At 62.1% G+C, this 19,140-nt stretch carries 20 protein-coding genes; 13 read left to right on the forward strand and 7 right to left on the reverse strand.

Annotation, left to right across the window (positions count from 1 at the left end):
* Positions 1-3: 3 nt before the first annotated feature.
* The gene (locus MGMSRV2_RS08495) at positions 4-1,443 is read right to left on the reverse strand and encodes a DUF294 nucleotidyltransferase-like domain-containing protein (RefSeq protein ID WP_024079935.1); all 1,440 of its coding nucleotides are present in this window, start codon (positions 1,441-1,443) and stop codon (positions 4-6) included.
* A 482-nt stretch (positions 1,444-1,925) separates the two neighbouring features.
* On the opposite strand from MGMSRV2_RS08495, the gene MGMSRV2_RS08500 reads away from it, so the two are divergent.
* The 4 genes from MGMSRV2_RS08500 (at position 1,926) to MGMSRV2_RS08515 (ending at position 5,685) form a co-directional block, all read left to right on the forward strand.
* Positions 1,926-2,255, forward strand: a complete 330-nt coding sequence (locus MGMSRV2_RS08500; RefSeq protein WP_024079937.1) for a DUF485 domain-containing protein — start codon at positions 1,926-1,928, stop codon at positions 2,253-2,255.
* Positions 2,255-3,937 carry a cation acetate symporter gene (locus MGMSRV2_RS08505; RefSeq protein ID WP_024079938.1) on the forward strand — a complete coding sequence of 561 codons (1,683 nt, stop codon included), beginning with the start codon at positions 2,255-2,257 and terminating at the stop codon, positions 3,935-3,937. Before MGMSRV2_RS08500 ends, MGMSRV2_RS08505 begins: the two co-directional genes overlap by 1 nt.
* Positions 3,938-4,122: 185 nt before the next feature.
* Positions 4,123-5,084 (forward strand): IS630 family transposase gene (locus MGMSRV2_RS08510; protein WP_144084247.1). Its coding sequence is split into 2 segments (ribosomal slippage): positions 4,123-4,471 and positions 4,471-5,084, totalling 963 coding nucleotides; the frame shifts between segments, so codons are not numbered across the junction.
* Complete coding sequence (locus MGMSRV2_RS08515; RefSeq protein WP_024079939.1) at positions 5,068-5,685, forward strand: VOC family protein; 618 nt, start codon at positions 5,068-5,070, stop codon at positions 5,683-5,685. Before MGMSRV2_RS08510 ends, MGMSRV2_RS08515 begins: the two co-directional genes overlap by 17 nt.
* Here MGMSRV2_RS08515 and MGMSRV2_RS08520 read toward each other — a convergent pair.
* The gene (locus MGMSRV2_RS08520) at positions 5,682-6,479 is read right to left on the reverse strand and encodes an undecaprenyl-diphosphate phosphatase (protein ID WP_024079940.1); all 798 of its coding nucleotides are present in this window, start codon (positions 6,477-6,479) and stop codon (positions 5,682-5,684) included. The genes MGMSRV2_RS08515 and MGMSRV2_RS08520 overlap by 4 nt on opposite strands.
* Positions 6,480-6,602: 123 nt before the next feature.
* Here MGMSRV2_RS08520 and MGMSRV2_RS08525 point away from each other — a divergent pair, with 123 nt between their 5' ends.
* The 7 genes from MGMSRV2_RS08525 to sseA all read left to right on the forward strand — a co-directional run bounded on the left by MGMSRV2_RS08525 (position 6,603) and on the right by sseA (position 12,691).
* Positions 6,603-7,292: a class I SAM-dependent methyltransferase gene (locus MGMSRV2_RS08525; RefSeq protein WP_024079941.1), complete on the forward strand. Its 690-nt coding sequence runs from the start codon at positions 6,603-6,605 to the stop codon at positions 7,290-7,292.
* Complete coding sequence (locus MGMSRV2_RS08530) at positions 7,289-8,869, forward strand: glycosyltransferase 87 family protein (RefSeq protein WP_024079942.1); 1,581 nt, start codon at positions 7,289-7,291, stop codon at positions 8,867-8,869. The genes MGMSRV2_RS08525 and MGMSRV2_RS08530 overlap by 4 nt, the downstream gene beginning before the upstream one ends.
* A gap of 73 nt (positions 8,870-8,942) precedes the next feature.
* Complete coding sequence (parA, locus tag MGMSRV2_RS08535) at positions 8,943-9,584, forward strand: ParA family partition ATPase (RefSeq protein ID WP_024079943.1); 642 nt, start codon at positions 8,943-8,945, stop codon at positions 9,582-9,584.
* Positions 9,585-9,595: 11 nt separating this feature from the next.
* Positions 9,596-10,066 (forward strand): CopD family protein, encoded by a 471-nt coding sequence (locus MGMSRV2_RS08540; RefSeq protein ID WP_041634252.1) that lies wholly within the window; start codon positions 9,596-9,598, stop codon positions 10,064-10,066.
* A gap of 1 nt (position 10,067) precedes the next feature.
* Positions 10,068-10,679 (forward strand): NUDIX domain-containing protein, encoded by a 612-nt coding sequence (locus MGMSRV2_RS08545; RefSeq protein ID WP_024079945.1) that lies wholly within the window; start codon positions 10,068-10,070, stop codon positions 10,677-10,679.
* Positions 10,680-10,809: 130 nt separating this feature from the next.
* Positions 10,810-11,814 (forward strand): cysteine synthase A, encoded by a 1,005-nt coding sequence (locus tag MGMSRV2_RS08550; RefSeq protein WP_024079946.1) that lies wholly within the window; start codon positions 10,810-10,812, stop codon positions 11,812-11,814.
* A 19-nt stretch (positions 11,815-11,833) separates the two neighbouring features.
* Entirely contained in the window at positions 11,834-12,691 is an 858-nt protein-coding gene (sseA, locus tag MGMSRV2_RS08555) for a 3-mercaptopyruvate sulfurtransferase (RefSeq protein ID WP_024079947.1), read from the forward strand.
* A 30-nt stretch (positions 12,692-12,721) separates the two neighbouring features.
* Here the strand turns inward: sseA and MGMSRV2_RS08560 are convergent, their stop codons facing one another.
* From MGMSRV2_RS08560 to MGMSRV2_RS08575, 4 genes are all read right to left on the reverse strand, one after another.
* The gene (locus MGMSRV2_RS08560; RefSeq protein ID WP_024079948.1) at positions 12,722-14,620 is read right to left on the reverse strand and encodes a nitric oxide reductase activation protein NorD; all 1,899 of its coding nucleotides are present in this window, start codon (positions 14,618-14,620) and stop codon (positions 12,722-12,724) included.
* 5 nt (positions 14,621-14,625) lie between these two features.
* Positions 14,626-15,408 carry a CbbQ/NirQ/NorQ/GpvN family protein gene (locus MGMSRV2_RS08565; RefSeq protein ID WP_024079949.1) on the reverse strand — a complete coding sequence of 261 codons (783 nt, stop codon included), beginning with the start codon at positions 15,406-15,408 and terminating at the stop codon, positions 14,626-14,628.
* Positions 15,409-15,473: 65 nt separating this feature from the next.
* Positions 15,474-16,811, reverse strand: coding sequence for a cbb3-type cytochrome c oxidase subunit I (locus tag MGMSRV2_RS08570; protein ID WP_024079950.1), 1,338 nt, complete (start codon positions 16,809-16,811; stop codon positions 15,474-15,476).
* Positions 16,812-16,827: 16 nt separating this feature from the next.
* Complete coding sequence (locus tag MGMSRV2_RS08575; protein WP_024079951.1) at positions 16,828-17,277, reverse strand: c-type cytochrome; 450 nt, start codon at positions 17,275-17,277, stop codon at positions 16,828-16,830.
* A 209-nt stretch (positions 17,278-17,486) separates the two neighbouring features.
* Between MGMSRV2_RS08575 and MGMSRV2_RS08580 the strand changes: the two genes are divergently transcribed.
* A complete protein-coding gene (locus tag MGMSRV2_RS08580; protein ID WP_024079952.1) occupies positions 17,487-17,888 on the forward strand; it encodes a hypothetical protein in 402 nt (133 codons plus the stop codon).
* On the opposite strand, the gene MGMSRV2_RS08585 is transcribed toward MGMSRV2_RS08580, so the two are convergent.
* The gene (locus tag MGMSRV2_RS08585; protein WP_024079953.1) at positions 17,885-18,316 is read right to left on the reverse strand and encodes a bacteriohemerythrin; all 432 of its coding nucleotides are present in this window, start codon (positions 18,314-18,316) and stop codon (positions 17,885-17,887) included. The genes MGMSRV2_RS08580 and MGMSRV2_RS08585 overlap by 4 nt on opposite strands.
* Positions 18,317-18,500: 184 nt before the next feature.
* On the opposite strand from MGMSRV2_RS08585, the gene MGMSRV2_RS08590 reads away from it, so the two are divergent.
* Entirely contained in the window at positions 18,501-19,127 is a 627-nt protein-coding gene (locus tag MGMSRV2_RS08590; RefSeq protein WP_024079954.1) for a hypothetical protein, read from the forward strand.
* Positions 19,128-19,140 lie beyond the last annotated feature (13 nt).

Consider the following 19,140-nt stretch of genomic DNA (forward strand, 5'->3'; position numbering starts at 1 on the left):
GACCTAGCCCGCCACGCCGCAGATGTATTTCAGCGTGCGCAGGCGTTTGAAGGCCCAGCGCAGCCGTTCACGCAGTTGGGTCGGCAGACGCTTGGGGTCGATGCTGGCCGAAGGCGGGATGCCGGCGGCCAGATCGGCCAATTGCTGATCGAGCATGACGCGGAAGACGATTTCGCGGATTTCCAGGAAATCGCGCCAATCATCCTCGTGCAGCAGTTCCAAATCCTTGATGGCGGTATAACGCTCGTCGGTGCCGGTGGCCTGGACATGGGCGCGGATGGCGCGGAAACGCGCCGCCGACACCAAAGGCAGCAGGCCGAACTTCTTGGCGTTCAGCCGTCCGTTCTTGGTGACGAAACCGCCCCACAGGGTCAAGGACACATCCATCTTGGCCACGTGCTGGGCCAGGTATTGCATGAAGAAACCCGATTGCGAGGCTTTCTCGATGGCCCAGCCGCGCAGCTCCTCGGCCAGATCGGCGTCGCCCCACACCGGCTGGAAGTCGAAAAAGATGTCGCAATACATCACCGTCTGGTTTTCCAGCGAGAACACCCAGGAATGAATCTCGTCCTTCCATTCCTCCAGGCTCTTGCGCCATTTCGGCTCGCGCGCCATGACGCCGCCGTCACAGAACGGAATGCCGGCCTGATTGAGCATCTCGTTGACGCGGCGGCCCAATTCAGCGAACCACACGTCGTCGGCGGGGCTGCCGCGATGAACGATGGCGTTGTCCTGGTCGAACACCAGCAGACTTTCGCCGCGACCGCCCGAACCCAACACCAGCATGGCATAAGCCGCCGGAGCGCCGCCCCAACCATCCTCGGCCATGGACTTTTCCGCCAGTTCGGTGGCCCGCGCCGTCAAATCACGGATAACCAGGGCGATCACCGAGGAAATGCCGCGCGCCGTCACCCCCTCGGCCAACAACGAGCGGGCCAGTTTGGGCAAGGCCGCCATGGCGGCTTCCATGTCCTCGGGACCGTTGGCTTCGTGCACCGAATCACCAATGACCAGGGCGTCGTTGGCACGCACCTTCAACAGCGCCCGCCCGGTGACCATACCCAAAGGCTTGCGGTCGCGGTCGACGACAACCAGATGCCGCAGGCCCAGCCGGGTCATCTTGCCCAGGGCCACGTAAACGAAGGCATCGCTGGGCACCGCCGCCACCGGTCGGGTCATGATCTGACCCAAGGTGGTGTCCAGACCGGCGGCGCCTTGGGTCGACAACAGCCGCAACAGGTCGCGTTCGGTCAGAATGCCGATGGCGCGTCCCTGACCATCGACGCCGACGATGGACGACGCCCGCGCCTCGTACATGCGATGAATGGCATCGGTCAGCGACAGGTCTTCCGTCCCGGTCAGAACCGGCGTGCTCATCACCTCATGCAGACGATGGCGATAGGGAAAACTGTCGATACGCGCCAGGGCAGCGATGTCATTCATTGCAAATTCATCCAAATTCCGAATAGCTCGGAAGACTATAACTGATGCGGTGGCACAAGGTCACACCAACGCGGCGAAGCCTACCCGAAAGTGTCGCCAGAGAAAACCCGGCATCGAATAATAATAAAATATAAAGCCATTGCCAGTGGCAATCCCAAGTCGACAGCAGCAACCTTGATGGGGTCTTGGAAACTTAGACCAAGATGCACTTGCCGTCTGAAAAGGAAGGAAAATTCTAAACTAGCGCAGCTTTTGGTGCCGGACGCCGCCATGCAAATAATTCAACCCTGACCCGCAAGCACGGTTGACGGCAATGTAGGCGGATGTTAATGACGTCGGAACCTCCCTGCAAGGGTCGGGGGCATTCCGTGATCGCATGGGTGCCCTTAGCAACGCGCAGGGTAACAAAAAGCCGACCGGACAACGGTCCAGAAAACAACAAAGCCGACCCCGATGGGGCGGTAAAATAGCGGAGGGTCAAAGTGGCAGAATCACCCAAAGCGAACATTCATGCCGTCGCGCATGAGCACATTCGCAACAATCCCAAGTTCCAAGAGCTGGTCAGCAAGCGCCGTGCGTTTGCCTGGCTGCTGTCGGCCGTCATGCTGAGCATTTATTTCGGCTTCATCCTGCTGATCGCCTACGGCAAGACCTTCCTGGGTCAGTCGTTGTCGGGCGGCGTCACCACCGTCGGCTTCCCCATCGGCGTGGGCGTGATCCTGTCGGCCATCGTGCTGACCGGTATCTATGTCCGTCGCGCCAATACCGAGTTCGACGAACTGAACCGCCAGATTCTCGAGGAAGCCCGCTGATGAACATTACCAAGTTCGCACTCGCGGCCGCTCTCGCCATCGGCGGGACCCTGGTCGCCACCGCTGCCTACGCCGCCGGCGCCGATATGGGCAACGCGGAAAAGCAAGCCACCAACTGGCACGCCATCGTCATGTTCGCCATCTTCGTTGGCGGCACCCTGGGCATCACCTATTGGGCCGCCCGCAAGAACAAGACCGCCGCTGACTTCTATGCGGCTGGTGGCGGCATCACCGGCTTCCAGAACGGTCTGGCCATCGCCGGTGACTACATGTCGGCCGCGTCGTTCCTGGGTATTTCCGCCCTGGTGTACGGCTCGGGCTTCGACGGCCTGATCTTCTCGGTCGGTTGGCTGGTCGGTTGGCCGATCATCCTGTTCCTGATCGCCGAACGTCTGCGTAACCTGGGCAAGTTCACCTTCGCCGACGTTGCCAGCTATCGTCTGGCCCAGGGCCCGGTCCGCATCTTCGCCGCTTCCGGCGCGCTGATCGTCGTCATCTTCTACCTGATCGGCCAGATGGTCGGCGCCGGCCAGCTGCTCAAGCTGCTGTTCGGTCTCGACTACCTCCTCGCCGTCATCGTCGTCGGTGCGCTGATGATGGTCTACGTGACCTTCGGTGGCATGACCGCCACCACCTGGGTGCAGATCATCAAGGCCTGCCTGCTGTTGGGCGGCGCCACCTTCATCGCTTTGGGCGTGCTGTCGCATTTCGGCTTCTCGTTCGAGGCTTTGTTCGCCAAGGCCATTGAAGTCCACCCGAAGAAGGCCGCCATCATGGCCCCCGGCTCGCTGGTGACCAACCCGGTCGACGCCATCTCGCTGGGCCTGACCCTGATGTTCGGCACCGCCGGTTTGCCGCACATCCTGATGCGCTTCTTCACCGTGCCGAACGCCAAGGAAGCCCGCAAGTCGGTCTTCTACGCCACCGGCTTCATCGGTTACTTCTACATCCTGACCTTCATCATCGGTTTCGGCGCCATCACCCTGGTGGCCACCGATCCGCAGTACCTGGACGTCGCCAAGGGCGGCCTGAACCTGAAGGGCGGCGGCAACATGCCCGCCATCTGGCTGGCTCATGCCATCGGCGGCAACCTGTTCCTGGGCTTCATCTCGGCCGTGGCCTTCGCCACCATCCTCGCGGTGGTGTCGGGTCTGACCCTGGCCGGCGCCTCTGCCATCTCGCATGATCTCTATGCCAACGTGTTCGCCCGTGGGCGCACCACCGAAGCTGGCGAAGTGCGTGTCTCGAAGTTCGCTTCCTTGGGTCTGGGCGTCATCGCCGTGATCCTGGGCGTCATCTTCGAAAAGCAGAACGTGGCGTTCATCGTCGCCTTGACCTTCTCCATCGCCGCGTCCGCCACCTTCCCGGTGCTGGTCATGGCCATGTTCTCGAAGTCGCTGACCACCAAGGGTGCGGTCATCGGCGGTTACATCGGCCTGTTCGGGTCGGTTGGCTGCGTGATCCTGTCCAAGGTCGTCTGGGTGTCGAGCTTCGGCTTCGCCGAGCCCATCTTCCCGTTCGTGTACCCGACCCTGTTCACCATGCCGGCCGCTTTCCTCTGCTGCTGGTTGTTCTCCATCATGGACAACAGTGACCAGGGCAATGCCGAACGGGCGCAGTACGAAGCCATGGCGATCCGGTCCGAAACCGGTCTGGGCGCCGAAGGTGCCGCCGCCCACTAAGGGCTGCGACAATACCGTCGAAAAACTTGGCCGCCGGGTTCCCCCCGGCGGCCTTTTTCTTTTATGCTGTGGCGATGACATGCCAATTAGAGCGGTTTCACGCCGAGCGGAATCGGTAGAGGATTCCCCCTGAGGTCATTTTGTGATTCAACATCTTCGGTAACAACGCTCCCGAGGATGATGCGATGACGTGGCGCTCAGGGCAGTCCTATTCTCAGGACTTGCGCGATAGAGTTTTGGCGGCTGTGGACAGCGGCATGAGCGCCTACGAGGTGGCGCCGCTGTTCCGGGTGAGCGTTTCGTACATCTACAAGGCCCAAGGCCGCCGCCGGGCCACCGGCGAGACGACGGTGAAGCCACGGCCTGGGCGGCCAGGACAGAAGCTGGCGGCTCACCTTGAGGCGTTGCAGGCGCAGATCAAGGTCGAGCCCGATGCCACGCTGGCTGAGTTGCGCGCCTGGGTTCTGGCCGAATTGGGCGTGTCGATCAGCGTCGGCGGCCTGTGGAACACGCTTGAGCGGCTCGACCTCAGTCTGAAAAAAAGAGTGCGCATGCTGCCGAGCAGGAACGTCCCGACGTAGCCGAAGGACGCATCGCCTGGCGAGCCGAGCAGCCGGCGCTGGACCCAACCCGCTTGGTCTTCCTTGATGAAACCGGGGCATCGACCAACATGACCCGGCGCTACGGACGGGCGCCGCGCGGTCAGCGGCTGCTGGCTGCGGTGCCGCACGGTCATTGGAAAATGACCACCTTCGTCGGGGCGCTCCGGCATGACGGAATCTCCGCCCCCTTCGTCATCGACAAGGCGATGAATGGCGCGATCTTCCTGGCCTATGTCGAGCAGGTCCTGGCTCCGACCTTGCGGCCCGGCGACATCGTCGTAATGGACAATCTGCCCGCCCACAAGGTGGCAGGGGTCAAGCAACTCATCGAAGCCCGAGGGGCCACCCTGCGGTATCTGCCGCCCTACTCCCCAGACCTCAATCCCATCGAGCTCGCCTTCGCCAAGCTCAAGAGCCTGCTGCGAAAGGCGCAAGCCCGCACCATCAACACCTTATGGGACGTGATCGGAAAACTCATCGACCTGTTTCCGCCCGAGGAATGCGCCAATTTCTTCGCCCACGACGGATATGGACGCTCGATGTGAAAATGCTCTAGATCATCTGGTCGTCGCCGCCCGCTCCTTGGGGGAAGGAATCGGCCACATCGCCCAACGCCTTGGCGTTGCCCCGACCTTGGGCGGCAAGCACGCCCGCATGGGCACCCACAATGCCTTACTGTCGCTGGGACCGGATTGCTATCTGGAAGTGATCAGCATCGACCCCGAGGCATCAGCGCCGGAAGGCCCGCGCTGGTTCGGCCTGGATCGCTTTACCGGTATTCCCCGTCTGGTTAACTGGGTTGCCCGGACCCAATCCATCGACAGGCTGCGCCAGCCGGATGAACCGGCACTGGACATGCAGCGCGGCGATTTCCGCTGGCGCTTCGCCGCCCCCTTCGATGGTCAGCCCCGCTTGGGCGGCACGGTGCCGGCGCTGATCCAATGGCAAGATGGCGGCCATCCGTGTAACCGCCTGCCCGATCACGGCCTGCGGCTCAAACGGCTGACCTTGTCTTATGCCGATAGCGGCCACCTGCATAACGAACTGACCCGGCTGGGTCTGGCCGAGCGGGTGCAACTGGCCGGCAACGGCGCCGCCTTGCGCGCCGAAATCCTGGTGGCCGGAAAAGTGGTGGAACTGAGCTAGCGCCCCAGCAAAAACACCAGCATGGCACCGCCGAAAACGATGCGGTACCAGGCGAACGGGGTGAAGCCATAGCGCAGGATCAGGCCGATGGCCGCGCGCACCACCACCAGGGCGGCGATGAAGGCGGCGGCGAAGCCCAGTGCGATCAGCCCCATATTGTCGAAGGACAACTCGGACCAGTTCTTGTAAAGCGAATAGGCGGTGGCCCCCAGCATGGTGGGAATGGCCAGGAAGAAGGAAAACTCGGCCGCCGCCTTGCGATCGGCGCCGACCAGCAGCGCTCCCATGATGGTGGCGCCCGAACGCGAGACGCCCGGCACCATGGCCAGACACTGGAACAGGCCGATCTTGACCGACAGCGACACCGGAAAGTCCTCGACCGCGTGAAAGCGCGGATGCTTGTTGACCCGTTCCAGCACCAGGATCACCACGCCGCCCACCACCAGGGCGATGGCGACGATGATGGGGGAATCCAAAAGCGCGCGAATATGCTTATAGGCGACCACGCCCACCAGCATGGCCGGAAGAAAGCCGATCAGGATGTTGCGGACGAAAAACATGTCGCGATCATTGGTGAACATGCCGATGGCCGCCCCCGACAGCCGCCGCCAATACACCACGCAAACCGCCAGGATGGCGCCAAGCTGAATGACGATCTCGAAGGTTTTGCCCGGCGGCCCCTGAAACCCCAGCAGATCGCCGAGCAAGATCAGATGCCCAGTGGATGATACTGGCAGGAACTCGGTCAGACCCTCGACGATTCCCAACAACAAAGCGTGCAGAATGGTTTCCATGATCTCCGCCATTCGGTTCAGGCGGGCGGATCATGCTCCCGTGCCTGAAGCGGCGCAAGTATTGCCGTCTCTTGCTCTGCGCTCTGCCATGGGTTAAACCCGAACAACACGAGGGAGGCCAGGGTGAGCAACGAAGTTCCGGACTTCTACCAATCTTATGCCTCATATAAAGGCTACGAGACACCACAGACCGGGCGCAAGCAGATCGCACGTTTCGACGCCGAGGTTTGGTATCCCGCTCAATTCACCCCGGCCTGCCGGGTATTGGAATTGGGCTGCGGCACCGGCGCCTTTCTCGCCTATCTCGACACTAAGGGAATCCGCGGCAGCATCGGCGTCGATCACGACCCGGCCCTGGCCGAGATCATCCCCGCCAACGTCCGTGCCAGCTTCGTCTGCACGGATATCTGGTCGGCCCTGGCCGATGACGACTTGGGTCGCTTCGACCGCGTGGCTCTGTTCGACGTCCTCGAACATTTCAGCCCCGACGAGGCCTTGCGGCTGCTGAAAGCCCTGATTCCGCGTCTCACCCCCGATGCCCGCATCATCCTCAAGGTGCCCAATGCCGCCTGTCCCTGGGCCTTGCAATATCAGTTCGGCGACCTGACCCATCGCACCGCCTTTACGCCGCAATCCATACGCCAATTGGCCGACGCCGCCGGCTATGACGTGCTGCGCGTCTACGCCCAGCGTCAAGGGTCGCGTCGCCGCATGATCACCGATATGCTGGTGCACCGTTTTTTATCCTGGGCCTTGCTGACACCACCTGAATTCTGGAGCGCCAACATGTACGCCGTCCTGGTCCCGCGATGAAGACAGCGTCAATCCTGTGGTTTCTGCCGCTGACCTTTGTCGCCCTGCTGGGCGCCATGCTGGCGGCCAGCCTGCCATTGTGGCAGGTGTTCAACCTGGACCCCGATTATTATTACCTGTTCAACGGTCTGTTGGTTCTGGAAGGACGGGCACCGACCGATCTGGGCCATCCGGGCACGCCGGTCCAGGTGTTGATCGGCGCCGTGCTGCGACTGATGCATCCCTTCACCCCGACCGAGCAGATCATCGATACCGTGCTGCACCAGCCGGAACACCATCTGCTGGTGGCGACCCTGGCCATCTACCCCTTCGTCGCGGCGGCTTTGTTCGTACTGGGGCGCGCCTTTTATCGGGCCACCGGCTCGCTGTGGCCTGCCCTGCTGGCGCAATCCACGCCGTTTCTGTCCATGATCATCCCCAAGTTTTCCCTGCACCCCAAACCCGAGCCATTCCTGATCGTCGCCGCCTGTTTCCTGGTGGCGGCGGCTCTGGCGGTGGCGCGGACCCAAAAGCAGGGCGACCGCCATGCCATCTGGCTAGGCGTGGCCATGGGCTTCGGCATCGCCATCAAGCTGCAATTCGCCGTCCTTGGCGTGGTGCCGCTGTTACTGCTGGACCGGCGCCGGCTGTTTTTGATCTATCCCGCCGCCACCATCGCCGCCTTTTTCGTCTTCGTCGCCCCGGCCTTGCCGTCCTATGAAATCTTCCTCGACTGGTGGACGCGGGTGCTGACCCATTCCGGCGCCTATGGCACCGGCGAGGCCAGCGTCATCGACCCGGGCAAGTTCCCGCGCACGGTGATGAAGATTTTCGGCTCCAAGATCATCTTCACAATCACCATCATCGCCATGCTGGTGGTGCTGGCCGCCTATGTGCGCATGCGCCGGCGCGGCGCGATGGCCGCCAATCCGCTGGCCCGACTGGCCGTGGGCATGGTTTTGGCGCAGGTGCTGACGGTCATCGTCGTCGCCAAGCAATCCGCCGCCCATTACCTGATCCCGGCGCTGATGCTGACCGGGCCGACCCTGGCGGTGTTGTGGCATATCACCGCCCAGGCCACCGATCCATTGTGGCACCGGCGGGCTTGGCAAGGGGTGGCGACGCTGCTGGTCCTCCTGACTATTCCGGCATCATGGTCGCAGACCATGGAATTGCGGCAATGGACGCGTGAAGCCCAAAGCTTTGACATGAGCCGCTATGGCGGCTGCGCCAAGATCTATTTCGACTCGTCCTCGGCCCTGTCCTATGCCATGCAACGCGGCGACATGAATTCCCAGGGGCGTTATTCGCCGCTTCTGGCCACCTGGATGCCCAAGGACGAATATACCTGGTTCACCAACAAGCATTCGTGGTGGGATGAGGGGTTGGTGTGGTGGAATCAGAAGATCGCACTCGCCGAGATTTTGCGCCGCCACGGCGGCTGCGCCGTGTTCCGCGGCAGCCAACCCTGGACCCTGCCGCCAAGGGTGAAGAAGGAAATTCCCGGCTTCGCCTTTGATGACAATTGCAAGGCGGGCGAGGAAGATGTGTTCACCAAGGGCATCTTGTGCGACGGAAGCCCAGTGCAACGGCCCTGAAACGTTCTCGCTCTTGCAAAATGGCTTAAACCCGATAGCCTGAACCCAAAGCAATTCCAGGGGATATAAGCGCATGTCGGCCAAGACCATTACCGTTGCCCAGCAAAAAGGCGGCGCCGGCAAAAGCACCATCACTGCCCAATTGGCGGTCACTTTCGCCCAGGCCGGCATGCGCGTGGGGGTGGTCGATATCGACCCACAGGGCTCACTGGCCATGTGGTTCGAGGTGCGCAAGATGCTGGTCGATCCCGCCGGCGCCGGCATCACCTTCTTGCAGGCCTCGGGCTGGCGCCTGTCCACCGAATTGGACCGCATGAAACGCGATTTGGACGTCATCTTGGTCGACAGCCCGCCGCACGCCGAAACCGACGTGCGCATCGCCGTGCGCGCCGCCGATCTGATCCTGGTGCCCATGCAGCCGACACCGTTGGATTTGTGGGCGACCCAGCCCACCTTGGATCTGGCGAAAAAGGAAAAAAGTACCGCCATCGTCGTCTTCAACCGCACCCCGCCCAAGGGTAAGCTGGTGGACGCGGTGAAAGCCAAAATCCTGCAAGCCGACATGCCGGTGGCCGAATCCGTACTGGGCAACCGGGTCGCCTTCGCCGCCTCGATGATGGAAGGCAAAGGCGTGGCGGAAAGCAATCCGCGCCACACCGCCACCAAGGAAATCAAGGCATTGGCCATCGAAATCGGCGCGAAACTAGGGATTTGAAGGAAAAGCCCATGCTGTCTTACACGCTTGCCCTGGCCATCCACGCCCTGGCCACCCTGGCCTGGGTCGGCGGTATGATCTTCGCCCATCTGATCTTGCGCCCGGCCATGGCCGATATGGCCCTGCCCCTGCGTCTGGCTCTGTGGCGCCGGGTGCTGCCGCGCTTTTTCGCCGTGGTCTGGGGATCGATCATCGCCCTGCTGCTCACCGGTTATGGCGTTTTGTTCCTGGGGTATCGCGGCGGCTTCACCGGCGGCGCCGTGCATATCGATATCATGCAGATCACCGGTCTGATCATGATCGCCAATTTCATCTATCTGTATTTCGGTCCGTTCCAGGCATTCAAGCGCCGCGTCGACACCGAGGATCACGTCAAGGCCGCCGGATCGCTGAACCGCATCCGCCACATCGTCGCCATCAACTTGATCCTGGGTCTGTTCACCACCGCCATCGGCGCCACCGGCACCTTGTGGGCTTACTGAGATGAAGCGCTTCAGCGACGACGACGTCCAGGTCATCGCCAAGGACACGATGTTCAAGGGCTATTTCCAGATCGATCGCTATCGGCTGCGCCATCGCCGCTTCGATGGCGGTTGGACCCAGGAAATCGTCCGCGAAATCTTCGAGCGCGGCCATGCCTCGGTGGTGCTGCTGTATGATCCCGAGCGCGACCGGGTGGCGATGATCGAGCAGTTCCGCCCCGGCGCCCTGGCTGCCGGCTGGTACCCGTGGCTGGTGGAATGCGTCGCCGGCATCATCGAGGAGGGCGAAACCCCGGAAAGCGTCGCCCGCCGCGAAAGTGCCGAGGAAGCCGGCGCCGAACCCACCGACATGATCGAGGTGGGCAAATATCTGGTCACCGCCGGCGGTTCGTCGGAAAGCTGTGCCCTGTTCTGCGCCCGCGTCGATTCGTCGCGGATCGACGGCCTGCATGGGTTGGAGCACGAGGGCGAGGATATCCGCGTCTTCACCCTGCCCACCGACGACGCCTATGCCATGACCAAGGATGGCCGCATCTGCAATTCCATGGCGGTGCTGGCGGTCCAATGGCTGATGCTGGAACGCGATCATATCCGCGCCCGCTGGCTGGCTTAACCCCCCTTTTACAGCCCGCCCACCCGGCGGGTTGTTTTTTACCTTGATTTCACACTAAAGAACCATTGATTAAAACGTCATGCGTCATATATGCTTTTCTCAAGTGTTATTTATTCCAGGATGCAAGCAAATGGCCAAGATTCGTGCCGATTTCAACGACACCATCGGCAACACCCCCCTGATCAAGCTGAAGCGGGCGTCGGAGATCACCGGTTGCACCATCCTGGGCAAGGCGGAATTCCTCAATCCCGGCGGTTCGGTCAAGGACCGCGCCGCCTTGGCCATCATCACCGACGCCGAGGACAAAGGCCTGCTGAAGCCCGGCGGGGTGATCGTCGAGGGCACGGCGGGCAATACCGGCATCGGCCTGGCCCTGGTCGCCAATGCGCGCGGCTATCGCACCGTCATCGTCATGCCGGAAACCCAAAGTCAGGAAAAAAAGGACATGCTGCGGCTGGTGGGCGCCGATCTGCGGCTGGTCCCCGCCCTGCCCTACGCCAATCCCGGCAATTACGTGCGCTATTCGGAAACCCTGGCCAAGGAACTGGCGGCCAATGAGCCGGCGGGGGTGTTGTGGGCCAACCAGTTCGACAACACGGCCAACCGTATGGGCCATTATCGCACGACGGGACCGGAAATCTGGGAGCAGACCGACGGCAAGGTCGATGCCTTCACCTGCGCGGTGGGCACCGGCGGCACCCTGGCCGGCATCGGGTTGGCGCTGAAGGAGCGCAACAAGGATATCCGTATCGTTCTGGCCGACCCCATGGGCTCTGCGCTTTACAATTACTATGCCAATGGCGAATTGAAGGCCGAGGGAACGTCCATCACCGAAGGCATCGGCCAGGGCCGCATCACCCAAAATCTGGTGGGTGCCCCCATCGACGGTCAAGTCCAGGTGACCGACGAGGAAGCCTTGCCGGTGATTTTCGACCTGATCAAGGAAGAGGGTTTGGTGGTCGGCGGGTCGAGCGGCATCAACATCATGGCCGCCATCAAGGTCGCCCGCGACCTCGGTCCGGGGCATACGGTGGTGACAGTGCTGTGCGATTATGGTACGCGCTATCAAAGTAAATTGTTCAACCCGGCCTTCCTGCGGGAAAAGAACCTACCCGTACCGGAATGGCTGGCATAACCATAAGGGAAGCGCCGCCATGACCTACGTTAATCCGGATGCCATCGTCAGCACCCAATGGCTTGCCGATCACTTGAAGGCCCCGGATGTACGTATCGTCGATGCCAGTTGGTATCCGCCCAGCGCCAACCGCAACGGGCGCGAGGAATACGATAACGAGCACATCCCCGGTGCCGTGTTCTTCGACATCGACGAGGTGGCGGATTCCGCCAACCCGCTGCCGCATATGCTGCCGGCGCCGGAAAAGTTCGCCAGCAAGGTCCGCAAGATGGGCTTGGGCAACGGCAACAAGATCGTCATCTATGACGGCACCGGCTTCGGCAGCGCCGCCGCCCGCGTGTGGTGGATGTTCCGCGTGTTCGGCCACCGCGACGTCTGCGTGCTCGATGGCGGCCTGCCCAAATGGCTGCGCGAACAGCGCGCCACCGAGGATTTGCCGCCGATCCCGCGCGACCGCCACTTCATCCCCCACGTCAACCACTCGCTGGTGCGCGATTTCGACCACATGAAGGCCACTATCGAAACGGGCCGCGAACAGATCGTCGATGCCCGCGCCCCCGGCCGTTTCAAGGGCACCGATGGCGAGCCGTGGCCGGTCAAGCAGGTCGGCCATATGCCCGGCGCGCTGAACGTGCCGGTGCAAAGCCTGATCGACGAACGCGAACGCACCATGAAGCCGGCCGCCGAGCTGAAGGCCATCTTCGACGCGGCGGGCGTGGATATGTCCAAGCCCATCGCCACCACCTGCGGCTCGGGCGTCACCGCCTGCGTTGTCGCCCTGGGCCTGTACCTGATGGGGCACAAGGATGTCGCCGTCTATGACGGCTCGTGGTCGGAATGGGGCAACCGCGACGACGCGCCGGTGGTGCAGGACTGAACGCGAAGGGCCGCTGAAAAGCGGCCCTTTTTATCCCACCAGATGCCGATAGATGCGCGGCAAGGCCGCCGTCAGTTGCGCCAAATGATGGACGATGGCGTAGGAACCGCGCCCGAACAGGCGGGGGAAATAGGCCTGGGCCTTCTTGTCGATGGTGACGCCGAACACCGCCACCCCCTTGGCCCGCGCCTCGTGGATGGATTTTGCCGTGTCCTCGATGCCGTAGCGGCCCTCGTAATGATCGATGTCGTTAGGCTTGCCGTCGGTGATCACCAGCAGCAGGCGGTGGCGATTGGGGCGCTTTTCCAACTCGGCGGTGACATGGCGGATGGCGGTGCCGATACGGGTGTAATAGCCCGGCTTGACCGCGCCGATGCGGCGCATGACCTTATCGCCGAATTCCTCGTCGAAGCTTTTGACCGTGTCCACCTTGACCCAGGCGCGCTTCCTTGAGGTGAAGGTGTAGATGGCGAAGCTGTCGTCGCAGGCGGCCAAGCCGTGGCTGAACACCGCCAGCGCCTCTTTCTCCACATCCAGCACCCGGCGGTTCTCGATCCAGGCATCGGTGGACAGACTGGCATCCACCAGCACCGCCACCGCCAGATCGCGCTCCATCGGGCGGCGCTGCATGTACACCCGATCCGATCCCTGGCCCGAGGCGATCAGGTCCGAGCGTGCCCGCACCAAGGCTTCCATGTCCAATTCACCGCCATCCACCTGGGCGCGCAGGATCTGCGCCTTGGTCCGCAGCGCCTCGAACTGGCGTTTGACCTGACGGATGCGTCGCTTGGCCTGGGTGTCGGGGCGCCAGATATCGTCACCATCCTCGGCCGCCATCCCCACGATCACCTTGCAATGGTCCTTGTGGTAGCAGGCGGCGCGGTGATCCCATTCCGGGTACAGATGGGTGCCGGACAGGCGGGTTACGTCGGTGGCCTCGGGCGGCAGGTCGAGATCGAATTTAAGCTTGGTCGCCGCCTTCTTGCCGTGACTGGAGATGGTGATCTTGTCCATCTCGTCCGCCGCCTTCTTCGCCTCTTCCTCGTCCGGGTCATCGGCGCCGCGATTGACGTTGACCATGTCGGCGAAGGCCAAAATCTTCTCGAAGCGGTTGAGGATCAGCGGGTCCTTGCGGTCGGCATTGTCCTGTTGCTTGCGCTCGGCCCGGCGACGTTTGTCGGGGTTGTCTTCCTGCTCTTCCTTCTTCGATCCCGCTTGGCTGTCCTCGGCGTCTTCACTGCGCGGCTGCGGTTCGCGGTGCAACGCCTCGCCCCACAACGGCACCGGCAGGAAGGGGCGATAACCATGCGGCGCCGGACCAGCGGGCAAGGCCGGCAACGGCTCGCCTTGCAACAGGGCGATGACCATGGCTTCCACTTGGACTTCCGCCCCGTTCAAGGGTCGCTTGGGCCGTGCCGCCAGCAAGGCCGCACAAAGCGCGCCATGGCGGCGCCTGAGACCGAGGAACAATTCCAACGCCGTCCGGGTGGCAGCATCGGCGCGGCGCAGATAGGCGATGTCGGCCGCCAACGCATCGGTGGGAAGCTCCCCCACCCCCGGCAACACGGCGAAATAGGCGGCCAGCCAGAAATACAGATCGCGGTTAAGCGTCGCATCGGCGAAGACATCGACCGTATCGGGCAAGGACAACGACACTTCATCACGGCTGGATACCGCCATGCGCTCGTCATCCATGCCGATGCGTTGTTTCCAGCTCAAGCGATGGGTCGAGGTCTTCAGGCTGGCGCTGCTGATGCTGATGCCGGCATCCCCCCCAAGACCGCGAAAGAACACCGACAGCGCGCCGCGCACCTGATCCAGCGGCACGGCGGCATCCGGGTATCGCGGCCACGAATGCTTGTCGCCGACCAGACGGTGCCACAGGCGCCCGACTTTTTCTTCCAGTTCCAGGTTTTCCAGAATGGACATGACTTTTATCCGAAGACCGCGAGGACCACTTCGTCCAGACCCTTTTTCACGTCCTGATCGTCGGTCAGGGGCTCGATCATCGCCGTCTGCACTGCTTGGCCAAGCGGCAGGCCGGCCTGGATCAGGGTAGCGCAATAGACCAGCAGGCGGGTGGAGACGCCCTCTTCCAGGTCATGGCCCTTCATGGCGCGCAGGCGCCCGGCCAGCCGCACCAATTGCGCCACCCGTTCGCCGTCCAGTCCGCTTTCCTCGGCCACCACCTTGCATTCCACCTCGGGCGGCGGGAAATCGAATTCGATGGCGATGAAGCGCTGCCGGGTCGACGGCTTCAACTGCTTCAACACGTTCTGGTAGCCGGGGTTATAAGACACCACCAACATGAAATCATCGGGTGCTTCCAGCAATTCGCCGGTACGATCCAAGGGCAACAGGCGGCGATCATCGGTGAGCGGATGCAGCACGACGGTGACGTCCTTGCGCGCCTCAACCACTTCGTCCAGATAACAGATGCCGCCGTGGCGCACCGAGTTGGTCAGGGGGCCGTCGGTCCACACGGTATCGCCGCCCTTCAGCAGATAACGCCCGGTCAAATCGGCGGCGGTCAGATCGTCATGGCAAGATACGGTGTGCAGCTGCTTTTGCAGCTTGGCCGCCATATGGGCGACGAAACGGGTCTTGCCGCAGCCGGTCGGCCCTTTCAGCAGCAAAGGCAGCTTGTGGCGGAAGGCCAGTTCGAACAGGGCGCATTCATTGCCCACCGGCAGGTAGAACGGAATATCCATGACCATCATCACTCCAAGAAAAAGGGGGTGGCCGCCCGCTGGCAACCACCCCCCCAGGCAGTTTTTTAAAGTTATTCAGCAGCCTGATAACCGGCGGCCTGCTTGGCCTTACCGGGAACCACCAGCGACCAGACGATCAGCACCACACCCAGCAGGGTGAACAGGCCGGCGCCCAGGCGGAACTGGTAGAACAACTGCAACTGGTCCTGAACTTCCATGAAGCTCATGCCCAGGACGCGTTGCAGATGGGTCTGCACCACGCCGGCGAAGGTGAGCGCGAAGGTCATGAACGACACCGCACCCGAAGTGATCCAGAAGCCCCACATGTTGAGCAACTGGTTATAGGGTTCGCGCTTCAGGATCAGCGGCATGGCATAGGTGAACATGGCGATGTTCAGCATGACATAGGCGCCGTAGAAGGCCAGGTGACCATGGGCGGCGGTGACCTGGGTACCGTGGGTGTAGTAGTTGATGGGGGCCAGGGTGTGCAGGAAACCCCACACGCCGGCACCGAAGAAGGCGAAGGCCGAGCAGCCCAAGGCCCACAGCAGAGCGGCCTTGTTCGGATGGCTACGACCACCCTTCCACACCATGTAGAAGGTGAACACCACCATGGCGAAGAACGGCAGCACTTCCAGCGTCGAGAAGATCGAGCCGATCCACTGCCAATAGGCCGGGGTGCCGATCCAGTAGTAATGGTGGCCGGTGCCCAAGATGCCGGTGAACAGCGACATGGCGACGATGACGTACAGCCACTTCTCGACGATTTCACGGTCGACGCCGGTCAGCTTGATCATCAGGAAGGCCAACACCGAGGCCATGACCAGTTCCCACACGCCTTCGACCCACAGATGGACGACCCACCACCAGAACATCTTGTCGAGGACCAGATTGTTCGGGTTGTAGAGCGAGAACAGGAAGAAGATGGCGATGCCCCACAGCCCCAGCAACAAGATGTTGGTGATGGCGGTCTTGCGGCCCTTCAACACCGTCATGGTGACGTTGTAGAGGAACATCAGGGCGACGACGACGATGGCCAGCTTGATCCACAAGGGCTGTTCCAGGAATTCACGTCCTTCGTGAATCTTGAACAGATAGCCGACAACGGCGGCGGCGGCCCCGAACAGGAACAGCCAGAACTGTATCACCGCCAGCTTGGGGCTGTGCAGCTCGGTTTCCGCTTCTTCCGGGATCAGGTAATAGGCGCAGCCGAAGAAGCCCATCAACAGCCAGACGATCAGGGCGTTGGTGTGGATCATGCGCAGAATGTTGAAGGGCACCAGATCGGCCAGGAAATTGGGCGCGACCACCACGGTGCCCAGCAGGGTGCCGAACAGCACCTGGGCGACGAACAAGGCCAGCGCGCCGGCAAAGTAATAAAGCGCGACCTTTTGCGATTGGTATTTCATGATGTCACCTTCCCGGTTAGCCGCTGACCTTGGGCGGCCAGTTCTGGGTGTCGACTTCACTGGTCCACTTGAAGAAGTCGGCCAGGTTGTCCAGTTCGGTCTCGGTCAGGTTAAATTGGGGCATCTGCCGGCGGCCTTCGACGCCGGACGGCTGGCCCTTCATCCACGCCTTCAGTGCCTCACGGGCACCGCTGGCGTCTTCCTTACCGCCGAAGCGGACCCAGACATTGCCCAGTTCCGGGGCGTAATAAGCGCCTTCACCCATCAGGGTGTGGCAGTTGATGCAGGAATGCTTTTCCCACACATGCTTGCCCGCCGCCACCGATGGGGTGACGGGATTGGCGGCGGCGATGGCGTTGGCTTTGGACACGCTGTGCACGGTCAAGGCAACGAACACCGCGAAGAAAAATGCCGTACCGCCATAAAAGATATTGCGGGCAGCGGCTTTCGTCAGTGTCTCGGACATGGTCGCTCCTAAGGGTTTCCAAGGGTTTGAGATCAACCCACCGCGGAAACTCCCCCCGCCGGTGGTCGCACCCTGAACTCACACGCGGGAACCTTGGGCTCCCCCGTCACCCTGACCCTATGACCCAGACGATTGGTCAGCTTTAACGTTGGTCAAGCTGGTGTCGAAAGACCGAGACAAAGCGCGCGTCACCGGCGAAAATGCCGCCCATGCGCAAGCCATGGCACAGCCGTACCGGTCAGGACGACAGCGTCATCCCGCTGATGGTGGGACCGGCGGGGTTTGGGCTGATGCGATGGCTGCCGCTGGTCATCGTCTATCTGGTGGTGGTGCTGGGATTGGGCGCGTTCGCCGATGAGATCGGTTGGGGGCCGGCCAGTCTGGCGGCCAAGATCGGCCCGGCCTGCATCGGCGGCCTGGATTTGATCCGCCGCCTGCGCACCAGCCATTACCGCTGGGTCAACCCAGCGGGTGGGATCAGCGTCACCCCGGCCAGCCTCCTTGACCGCCTGACCTTTCGCGAATGCGGCTGGTATTTTCCACTGGTCAACGCGCCCCTGCCGCTATGGCTGCTGGGCGGCATCATCACGCTGATCGCCTGGGGGGATTAACGCCCCGGGTCGCGTACCCGGCGGGTCAGCGCCCAATTGCCCAGGCGGCGGTCGCATTCGGGGATATGTTCAGACACCCATTGCGCCACCACCTCGCGCACCACCTGACGGTCCAGATCGGCGCAGACATTGGCATCGCGCATGTGGCGCAATTGCTCGATGATGCGCCAATGTTCGCGGCGATGGTGATCTTCATGGGGATAGGCCGCCTCGGCCATCAGGCTTTCCTGTTGCCGGAAGGTGCGGTCCATAAACTTGGTCAGCGCCGCCAACCGTGTGCATGCGGTGCGGTCACAATGGCCATTCAGTTGGCGGCGACATTCCACCCCCGGCTCGAACAGCCGGCCCATGACATAACACAAGCCTTCGGTCCCGCGATCAATGTCGCGCACCCCGGTGGACAGGGTTTGTGGGCTGGCCATGGGCATCTTGTTTCGTCCCCGATACGCCGATTGTGTGGCTTTTGTGAACGTTACGGCAGGGGGCGGTGCAACAGCAACGGTTAATAATAGTATCTTTTTTACCGAATTTTTATGGACCGGGAAACGGTTGACAAGATGGCGCGGCGCCGATTAATTTGCGAATGAGTTTCACTTGCATATAAGGTCCATCATGACCCATTCCCGCCCCGCCGCCATCGTCTTTACCGGTTCCAGCCGCCCCATGGGGCCGGGAGACTTCATCTGGCTGACCGCGCTGGGCTGCGCCGCACGCGGGGCGACCACGGCGGAAGCGGTGTGCGCCTGCATCGACACCGTGGCCTCGGGACAATGGGCGCCGTCGCCGCAGCTGATCTGCGACTGCCTGGATGAAATGGCCCGGGCCCGGCATCTTGATTTCAGCCATGACGGTCGCTACAGCCTGTTCACCATCACCCCCCAGGGGCGCGGTATCCTGGCCATGATGCTGGCCCTGCCGGTGGACCGCCCGACCACGCCCTTGGGTCAGGTCGGGTTGCGGCTGAAACTGGCCTTCCTCGATCTGGCGCCGGAAGAGGACCGCGTCAGCCACCTGACCGATCTGATCGAAATTCACGCCCGTGAACTGGCCGGGCGCCCGCAGACATGCGCCGCCTGCAACGCCCCGGGCTGCTTTGGCCGCATGTGGAGCGACCATCACACCGACTCGCTGCGCCGCGACCTGGACTTGTTGCGACGCATGTTAACCATCAGCAACAGTCAGACACCAGGAGATGGTTGTTCTGCCAATGGAATGCGCATAAACTGCATTTCAAATTAGGGTTTTTCACGAG

The organism is Magnetospirillum gryphiswaldense MSR-1 v2 (genome assembly GCF_000513295.1).
GTDB classification, from domain to species: Bacteria; Pseudomonadota; Alphaproteobacteria; order Rhodospirillales; family Magnetospirillaceae; genus Magnetospirillum; species Magnetospirillum gryphiswaldense.